A 7,417-nucleotide genomic window follows, 5' to 3' on the forward strand; every position below is an offset into this window, starting at 1 on the left:
CGGCCGCGTGCTCGTCACCGACGGCTGGGGTCCGTTCTCGCAGACGGTCGCCGGTGACTTCCGGGGGACCGGCCGCGCCGACCTCATCGCCCGCAACGACACCTACGGCGTCCTCGACGAATGGATGAACACGGGCGGAGCCTCCTTCTCCCACGCCTTCCGGCTCACCGACGGCTGGTGACCGGCCGGTCGGCCCGTCCAACTCGTCCTGCCCGGCCAACGCGCTTGCACGGGACCACCGTTCGCAGCGGCGGCCCACCGGGCGGGGCGGCTCGCCGATGGCGAGGAGGACGTCCAGCAGGTCGCCTGGGGCCTCGGCCATGACGTCGTGTCCGGCGGGCAGGTCGTGCACCGTCCACCGCGGGTGATGGGCCAGGCGCCAGCCGCGGCCTTCCTGGACAAGGGCCACTCGACGACCGTCTGGAACCGCTCGGCCGGCAAAGCCGAGCAGCTCGTCGCCAAGGGCGCGACCCTCGCCGACTCGGTCAGGAGCGCGCTCGAGGCGAGCCCGCTGGTCGTCGTCCGCGTCTCGGACTACGACGCCGTGCACAGGCTGCTGGACCCGGCCTCCTCCTCCCTGGCCGGCCGCACCCTGGTCAACCTGACCATGGCGAGCTCCACCCAGGCCCGGGAGACCGCCGAGTGGGCGGCCGAGGCCGGCATCGACTACGTCGACGGCGCGATTCTGGCAGTGCCCCAGGCCATCGGCAGCGCCGAGGCCACCCTGCTGTACGCCGGCCCGCAGGACGCCTTCGAGAAGCGCCGGGCCACCCTTCGTGCACTCGGCGAGACCGGCACCGTCCACCTCGACGAAGACCACGGCCTGTCGGTACTACCGGTGCGCGAAGACGGCCGGCAAACCCGCCTGCAAGGGCCAGTCCGTCAAGGGCGAGCGCGTCACCACGGCGATCACCGCTCTGGTGGAGCGCTTGGCCGGGCTGGCGATGACGGTGCGCAGGTTCATCCCCGGCGAGGACCACACCGAGCAGCTCAACCACGTCACGGCGGCCATGAAGGACTTGCGCGAGGAGAAGCGCCGCAACCTGTTCGACTACCCCGGCGGCGACGACGAGTACTCCGAAGCCCTCGAGACCTTGGTCGACGAACGCCGACGCCTCGCCACCCTCCCACAACGCCCCTCCGCCTGGGTGGAAGTAGAGACCGGCCAGACCTTCGTGGATGCCTGGACCCAGGCCGACCAGGAACACCGCCGCCAACTCCTCCTCGGCCTCAAGGCTCGCCTCTACATGGCACCCACCATCGAAGGCTGGCACTTGCCCAAGGATCTCGTGGCCAGGATCGGGCAGCACGAACGGATCTGCGTGTAGGCGAGTGGGGCGTGGAGGTGGCGGTTTCCGGGGCTGAGTAAGCTCAGCGGTCAGTACAACTAGGTACGTGCAAGCCTGCCGGGCTCCCCTGGCTCGGCCAAGGGAGCCCGCCACTACCGTCCGGTGGACCTGGGCGCTCGCTGTGTCGTGTTCGTGGTCGCAGGGGTGTCGGCATCGGCCGGGCGTTGGTGACCGGACAGCAGGTAGGGCAGTTCGTCGGGGTGCTGTGCGAGCCGGGTACGGCGCCAAGCCGCATCGAACGACACGTTTCCCCGCAGAGCGCGTACCAGGCGCCAGGCCCGCCAACTGGTGCGTGGTGCCAGCAGGACACGCAGGATGGTTGTGCCCGTCGACGGGTCTTTGCCGCGCCGTCGGAGGCGTTGCCCGGGCCGGTTCACGTTTCACCGTCCGGAGCCGGTGCCGCATGACCGTTCAGGAGTGCGCGGGCCTTCGCGGCGTGCTGGGGGCGGTTGGCGTGGTCCATGCCGCCGGCCACGAAGGAGTACAGCACCTGTTTCTGTGACAGGTGCGGGAAGCTGGCGAGGAAGTCGCGCACTACCTCCAGCACTTCGTGGTCGAGTGTCCGCTCGTGAGCGGGCCGGTACTGTGCGAAGACAGCTGAGAGCTTCTCGGCCTCGCTGTGCGGAGGTTTGCTCCAGTCGGCGCGGTCCTGGTCGGCCCACCGTGCGAGGACGGCCGCCGGGTCGGCCAGCTCAGCCGCCAGCGCTTGTGTGCTCTGGCGGCGCAGGATGTCAGCCACGGCCTGGGCCCGCTGGGCCTCAAGCAGTGCTCCGACGGCGCTCTGGTCGGCGGCGGACAGACACAGGTCGAGGGTCGCGGTGAATTCGACCGGCGGTTCGGTCGCCAGTCGGCGGCGTTGGCGCAGGTGCTGCTCCAAGGCGTCCTGGGCTGCCCCGGGGTCGGTGGGGTCACACGTGCGGGAGAGGTCGGCGGCCGCCTTTCGCAGGAGGGTGCGGACCGCGACGATGATTGCTTCGCTGGTGTCCGGGTAGGGCGGGCCGGTGATCACGGTCGCGGTGATCCGGGTAGTGAAGCCGATACCCGGACAGGAGCTCGGCAGCCTCGCCTCGATCCGCCGCAGTTCGCGGCGGATTCTTCGGCGTGCCCGGTGCCCTGTCCACCAGGACGAGGGCACGGCTCAGGCCTCCGTGTGCGGGTGGCCGCCGTCGAGGGCTGCCGCCAGGGCCGGGGGGAGCCTGATCTCCTTGCGCAGGCTGATGACCGCCTCGTCGTTGGGCACTCCCGGCTCGCCGAAGATGAGGGCAGCGACCGGGGTGGAGTACAGGTGCTGCACGACGACGTCCTGCAGCACCTCGACGACGATGTCCGGCGGGACCAGCCCGGCGCCTTTGGCCTGGGCCCAGGCGGTGAGCAGGTGCTTGCTCTCGGCAACCACCCGGTCGTCGGCCAAGGCGGCGCTCCAGCCACGGACCAGGGCCTCCTTCACGCCGGTATCGTTCTGGGCCGAGGTCAGCAAGGCCTGCAGGACGCGGGTATCGGTGGTGGGGTCCAGGAGGGCGAGGAAGGCCCGGTGGCCGGCGAGGTGCTTGCGTTCGGTGGCCCACTTGAGGACTGTGGCCCACACCCGGGGCAGGTGCCCTTCTCGCGTGGCGATGTCCCGCAGCGCCTCCTGCGCTGTGGCCACGGCCTCGTCCTTCTCGGGCCGGTCCAGAACGTGCCGAAGCCGCACGAGTGCCTGGCGCGGGTACTGGTCCGCGAAGGCGCCCTGGCAGACCTTGGCGATGGTGGTGGCCACGGCTGGTGAGGGTTCCTGCGCCCAGGCGAGCAGGCGCGCTCGCACGGTCGCGCCGAGCGGGTCGGATTCGGCGGCGATGCCGAGGATGCGTGCGATCAGGTCGCGGTGTTCGGTGCTGTCGGGTCCGGAGTCGATCCAGGTGTGGAACCGGTCGATGACACGGATGTCGTTCTCCGCGGTGGCCAGGGCTACGAGCAGGTCGCTGATGGCGGCGATCCGGTCGGCGCCGGGCTGCTTGGGCTGGATCATGGCATCGAGCCACTCCAGCAGGTGGGGATGGATGTCGGCGCGTTGCTGCCACAGGTGCAGGACGACGGAGAGGGTGTATCCGGGCCGATAGTCGAAGGAGACGGTCCGCCCGCGGACCTGGGCCCCGACGCTTTCCAGTCGCGCCCTCAGGTCAGGGCCAGTCAGAATGGTCCGCACGTCAGTCTTCCGGTTGTCCTTCAGGAGGGCGCGGGCCGCGTCCTGGACCGAGAGGGCGTCGTGCCCGTCGAGGAAGACGCCGGCGATGAGCAGGGCTCGGTCGTCCGGGTTGTCATCGGTCGTCTCGAAGACTTTCTGGACCTGGTGGCGCCACTGCAGGAAGGTGTCGATGGCCGTGCGCACGCCTGCGGGCGAGTCGTCGGCCGTAGCCAGCAGGCGTGCCAGGCGGGCGGCGTCGGCCGGAGAGCTGCCAGCGGTCAGCAGGTGGGTTGCCTCGCCCGCCGGCGAGCTGTTGAGCAGGTGCAGGCGCTCCGCCTTGCGATGCAGGAGCTCCAAGTGCTTCCTGGCCACAGTGAGGGCGGGCGGGCGGGTGATGGCGTGGGTGACAACCGCTGCCAGTCCTGGGGAGGACTCGGGCCATGTGTGCTCAGCGGTGACGACGACCAGGAACGACCCCACGTCGCGCAACGCCTGCGCATGGGCGAGCAACTGCCCGGCCACTGTCTGGCGGTTCCTCCACCCGCTCATCTCGGCGGCGACGTCCAGCAAGTAGACGGTGCCGGGCTGGGCTGGCAGAAGGGTGGCGTCCGGGGAGTCCGGGTCTTCCCAGTCGGGGCTGACCTCCTGTATGGCCAGCGGCTCTTCGCCGTCGACGCGGACCTTCTGGGCCACCTCCCACAGGGCACGCAGACCGACGGAGCGCTTCCCGAGACCGGCTGTGCCGTCGATGACCGCGAGCGCGGGCCCTTCGCCGGTGAGCCGGGTGACGAGCTCGGCCACGACGGGCTGGCCGGAACCCGTCAGTGCACCGTCGACCCATGCCAGGCGCACAGCGTCGAGATCGGCAGCCGGGACGTCGGCCGCGGGCAGGAGTGGCTTGGCCGTCATGGTGACCGAGCCGCCCGCCACGATGATCTGGGAGCCGGTGTTGCCGCGAACCGACACTCGCAAGCCGGCCGCCTCGACGGGCCGGAGCGCGGTCGCCGGTCCCTGCGCCGCGCCGTCGGTGGGTGTGTGGTTGTTCACCGGCCCGACTCCGGGGACCGGTAGTGGATGCCGCCGCCGGCGTTGATGGCGCCAGAGGCGATCACGACCTGGCTGTTGGTGTTGTGGTGCACGCTCGTGCGGGCTTGCGGACCGCCCTCGGCGGCTGCCACTTGGTCGATCAGCTCCTGGAGGGCCTCGGCCGCGTCCGGGCGCTTGAACAGACGGGCAGCGAGCTGGATCGTCAGCTGCCCCCGCAGCCGCCCCTCCAGGCCCTCCTGGCCCTGGCCCACCAGCAGTTGGCGACGCACCTCGTCGATGAGCCGCAGCTCCTGCTCGACGACCTCATCAGCACCCTCTGCCTCCCCACTGCCTCTGCCGAAGAACCGGGCCACCGCGTCGCGGGCAGTGCCCCAGGTGCTCTTGGCCATCTCCACCACAAGCGCGGCCGCGCCCGCATCAGCGACGTGCATGATGTCCATCAAATCCCCCCAAGCTAAATTCTCGCCCCACAGGAAAATGCAGTCACTCCCGTGGCTCGTGCGCTGATCAAGGCTGGACCTTGACCCTAGAGTTCCGCAATCGAACTGACCTTCCAGCGTGCATAGTGGACAATCGCCTCACCGTCCTCACGCAGCGGCGACGGGCAAGGCAAGCGCACCCCAGGTGCCATGGAAGAGAAGTGGGGTCGCTGGTCAGCGGTGCCAGGGGAGCGTGCGATGCAGACATTCCCTCTGCTGTGAAGTCAGCTCGCGATTGTCCGAAAATCCCTGTGATAGCTGACCTGCCCATTCCCATAATCCCGGGGCGCCACACGGAGAGCTGCGAGGAACAGTGGAGGGAAGAGAGACTGAGAGTCACTTATTAGAATCGGTGCTCGAACGGCGCCTCGCCCTGGCTGGGCGTTGCGCACTGCGACGGCTGCGGGGATCGGTTCTACCGGCAGGTGAACGTCGCCAAGAACGGCAAGGTCTGGGAGTACTACCGGTGCGCGAAGACCGCTGGCAAACCGGCCTGCAAGGGCCAGTCCGTCAAGGGCGAGCGCGTCACCGCCGCGATCACCGCCCTGGTGGAGAATGGTGTCCCGCCGAGTGGTGTAGCAGGGATCTTGACGTGACCCCTGGCCATAAAGGAGCCATCGAGCAACTCTCCGAGTAGGCATGCTCGTTGGGTGAGAGGTGCGCGATGGCCTTGTCCCAGTCTGACCTACTCCGCCTTATGGAGCCACTGCGTACGGCAGACGGAATCGAATTGATCAGGACCCCGGCCGCTCCTGCAGGAGCTGATCGAGGCCGAGGCGACCGCCGGATCGGTGCCGAGCCGGGCGAGCACACCGAAGCCCGCACCACCTGGCGCAACGGCCACCGCGACAAGCCCCTGACCACGCAGGCCGGCGACCTGGAGCTGGCCATCCCCAGGTCCGCACCGGCAGCTTCTTCCCCGGTCTGCTGGAGCGGCGCCGCCGCATCGACCAGGCCCTGGATGCCTACGTGCTGGGCGTGTCCAACCGAACGGTCGACGACCTGGTCAAAGCCTTTGGCGCGGACGCTGGCATCTCCAAGAGCGAGGTCTCCCGCATCTGCGCGGACCTGGACGAACAGCTCACCGCATTCCGGGACCGGCCCCTGGACCACACCCGCTTCCCTACGTCTACCTGGACGCGACCTACTGCAAGGCGCGGGTGGACCACCAGATCGTCTCCCGGGCCGTGGTCGTGGCCACCGGCATCACCAAAGACCGCGGCCGGGAAGTGCTCGGGCTGATGGTCGGCGACAGCGAGACCGAGCTATTTTGGGCCGAGTTCCTGCGCTCGCTGCGCGAACGCGGCCTGACAGGGGTCCGCCTGGTCATCGGCGACCATCACCTGGGCCTGGTCAAGGCGATCCGCAAGGTCATGCTCGGGCCGCCTACCAGCGATGCAGTGTCCACTTCCTGCGCAACACCTTGGCAGTCGTCCCCAAGGACGCCGGCGAGATGGTCGCTGCGACCATCCGCACGATCTTCGCCCAGCCCGCCGAAGCCGCGGTCCGCGCCCAACAGGACAACGTCGCCGACATGCTCGGCAAGCAGGTCCCCAAGGTCGGCCTGATGCTGCTGGAGGCGAAGGACGCCCCGACCGCCGTCGCGGCCTTCCCGGAACGACATAGGAAGAAGATCCAGTCCACCAACCCACTTGAACGGATCAACCGCGAGATCAAACGCCGCACCGACGTCGTCCAGGTCTTCCCCAACGACGACGCGCTCCTGCGACTGGTCACCGCCGTGCTCTTCGAGATACACGACGAGTGGATCGCCTTTCCGCGCCGCTACCTGCCCGAGGCCAGCATGGAGAAGATCTATCCCAACGAGCCCGGCCGCAACGAACTCCCACCTACTTCATGACCGTTGGTCCACGACCGCTACACCACTTCATGGGACACGACCCGCGTCGAATGCGACGCCCGTGACCGAGGCGACGGCCCGATCGCGGCGTGGCCTCCACGCCGGAGGCCTTCTCGTGGTGGATTCTCGATTTGACGCACGCGTAGTTGTGGCGCTGGCTTCCAGTCGGATCACCCAGGGGCCGTCGAAATCGCACTCCAACGTACGTAACCGGAGGAGAGCCAGCCGGGCTGAACCGGCCAGGAGCCACTGCGCGTCCCGAGCTCCTCACCGCGATGCAGACTGCTGGAGGCACTTAGCATCTGGGTCCGACAATCAGGGCGCAGGGGGCCACTCTTTCAGTCGCTCTCATGCCGGTGGTTCAAGCCGTCCTCCGGCCTCGGAACGCTCGTGGCGCTCGGCTCGACGCGCGGACGGCACATGTCCTAGTGCTGCTCCGCGCAAGTTCGTGGAGGGGTCAGGTCGCCGGGCTGTCGAGGTAGAGGCCGCAGGCGCAGTCCAGGCATTCTTCGGGGGCGCC

The 7,417-nt window shown here is 69.0% G+C and carries 5 protein-coding genes and 3 pseudogenes; 5 read left to right on the forward strand and 3 right to left on the reverse strand.

Going from position 1 to position 7,417, the window contains the following annotated elements; all coding sequences use genetic code 11:
- From ACIQVZ_RS11755 to ACIQVZ_RS11765, 3 genes and pseudogenes are all read left to right on the forward strand, one after another.
- A pseudogene (locus tag ACIQVZ_RS11755) lies at nt 1-181 on the forward strand (hypothetical protein); the annotation flags it as partial.
- A gap of 186 nt (nt 182-367) precedes the next feature.
- Nucleotides 368-739 (forward strand): annotated as a pseudogene (locus ACIQVZ_RS11760) (NAD(P)-binding domain-containing protein); the annotation flags it as partial.
- 37 nt (nt 740-776) lie between these two features.
- Nucleotides 777-1,328: a hypothetical protein gene (locus tag ACIQVZ_RS11765; protein ID WP_402449078.1), complete on the forward strand. Its 552-nt coding sequence runs from the start codon at nt 777-779 to the stop codon at nt 1,326-1,328.
- Between the two features lie 394 nt (nt 1,329-1,722).
- Here the strand turns inward: ACIQVZ_RS11765 and ACIQVZ_RS11770 are convergent, their stop codons facing one another.
- The 3 genes from ACIQVZ_RS11770 to ACIQVZ_RS11780 form a co-directional block, all read right to left on the reverse strand.
- Entirely contained in the window at nt 1,723-2,358 is a 636-nt protein-coding gene (locus ACIQVZ_RS11770) for a hypothetical protein (RefSeq protein WP_402449061.1), read from the reverse strand.
- A 129-nt stretch (nt 2,359-2,487) separates the two neighbouring features.
- Complete coding sequence (locus ACIQVZ_RS11775; protein WP_402449063.1) at nt 2,488-4,557, reverse strand: hypothetical protein; 2,070 nt, start codon at nt 4,555-4,557, stop codon at nt 2,488-2,490.
- Nucleotides 4,554-4,997 carry a hypothetical protein gene (locus tag ACIQVZ_RS11780; RefSeq protein WP_402449065.1) on the reverse strand — a complete coding sequence of 148 codons (444 nt, stop codon included), beginning with the start codon at nt 4,995-4,997 and terminating at the stop codon, nt 4,554-4,556. The genes ACIQVZ_RS11775 and ACIQVZ_RS11780 overlap by 4 nt, the downstream gene beginning before the upstream one ends.
- 416 nt (nt 4,998-5,413) lie before the next feature.
- Between ACIQVZ_RS11780 and ACIQVZ_RS11785 the strand changes: the two genes are divergently transcribed.
- Together ACIQVZ_RS11785 and ACIQVZ_RS11790 are read left to right on the forward strand one after the other, a co-directional pair.
- Nucleotides 5,414-5,632, forward strand: coding sequence for a recombinase zinc beta ribbon domain-containing protein (locus tag ACIQVZ_RS11785; RefSeq protein ID WP_402449076.1), 219 nt, complete (start codon nt 5,414-5,416; stop codon nt 5,630-5,632).
- Nucleotides 5,633-5,700: 68 nt separating this feature from the next.
- Nucleotides 5,701-6,897, forward strand: a pseudogene (locus tag ACIQVZ_RS11790) (IS256 family transposase).
- Nucleotides 6,898-7,417: the final 520 nt, after the last annotated feature.

The sequence above is a fragment of the Kitasatospora sp. NPDC098663 genome, assembly GCF_044760075.1.
Classification (GTDB): Bacteria; Actinomycetota; Actinomycetes; order Streptomycetales; family Streptomycetaceae; genus Kitasatospora.